The organism is Blautia sp. DFI.1.216 (assembly GCF_020594215.1).
GTDB lineage: Bacteria > Bacillota > Clostridia > Lachnospirales > Lachnospiraceae > Blautia_A > Blautia_A wexlerae.
The window spans coordinates 1-216 of record NZ_JAJDML010000276.1 but is presented as its reverse complement, the minus strand read 5'-3'; the positions used below and the strand labels follow the sequence as shown (position 1 = coordinate 216).

1 protein-coding gene is annotated in these 216 nt (G+C 42.1%); it reads right to left on the bottom strand.

The features are described 5' to 3' along the window. Positions 1-207, bottom strand: a 207-nt coding sequence (locus LJE11_RS21045; protein ID WP_227296473.1) for a triple tyrosine motif-containing protein, incomplete at its 3' end; no start/stop codon positions are given. Positions 208-216: the final 9 nt, after the last annotated feature.

The following is a 216-nucleotide window of genomic DNA, read 5'->3' as shown; positions in this document are numbered from 1 at the left end:
GAGAAAAGATACGTTATGTTTATCCGTATATATCCATTCTTTGTGAATACCGTCCAGTTTGTAGGCATATAAATTCTTGCTGGGAGCCACATAACTAAGACTTTCGAATGCGATGTCGAACGATACTACCTGATAAGGAATCGTTACTTGTCCGCTAAGAGCAGGTATACGCTTGCTAAGGCTTACTTTGTCGTCGGGGCTGTGCATATATACCGC